Here is a 310-nt window from a genome sequence, read left to right on the forward strand (position 1 = left end):
GCCGCGGCCGCAGCTTCCGCCGCCTGGCGGGCCTCCTCCTCGGCGCGCGCGGCGGCTTCGGCGGCCTCGCGCTCGCGGGCGGCTTCCTCCTCGGCCTGGCGGCGCGCGTCCTCTTCCGCCTTGCGGGCGGCTTCCTCGGCGGCTGAGCGGACCATCAGGGCCTGGCGCTCGCGCTCCTCGCGCTGGCGCTGCGCCTCCAGCCGGCGCTGCTCCTCCAGCACGCGCTGGCGGGTGGCCAGCTCGGCCTGGGTCAGCGGGCGGCCGGCGGCCGGGGCCGGGCCGCGGGCCTGCGGGCCGGAGGGGCGCGAAC

1 pseudogene is annotated in these 310 nt (G+C 82.3%); it reads right to left on the minus strand.

The window, feature by feature from the left end:
• Positions 1-310, minus strand: a pseudogene (locus tag NJ376_RS28590) (translation initiation factor IF-2); the annotation flags it as partial.

It is taken from the genome of Siccirubricoccus soli (assembly GCF_024178315.1).
GTDB lineage: Bacteria > Pseudomonadota > Alphaproteobacteria > Acetobacterales > Acetobacteraceae > Siccirubricoccus > Siccirubricoccus soli.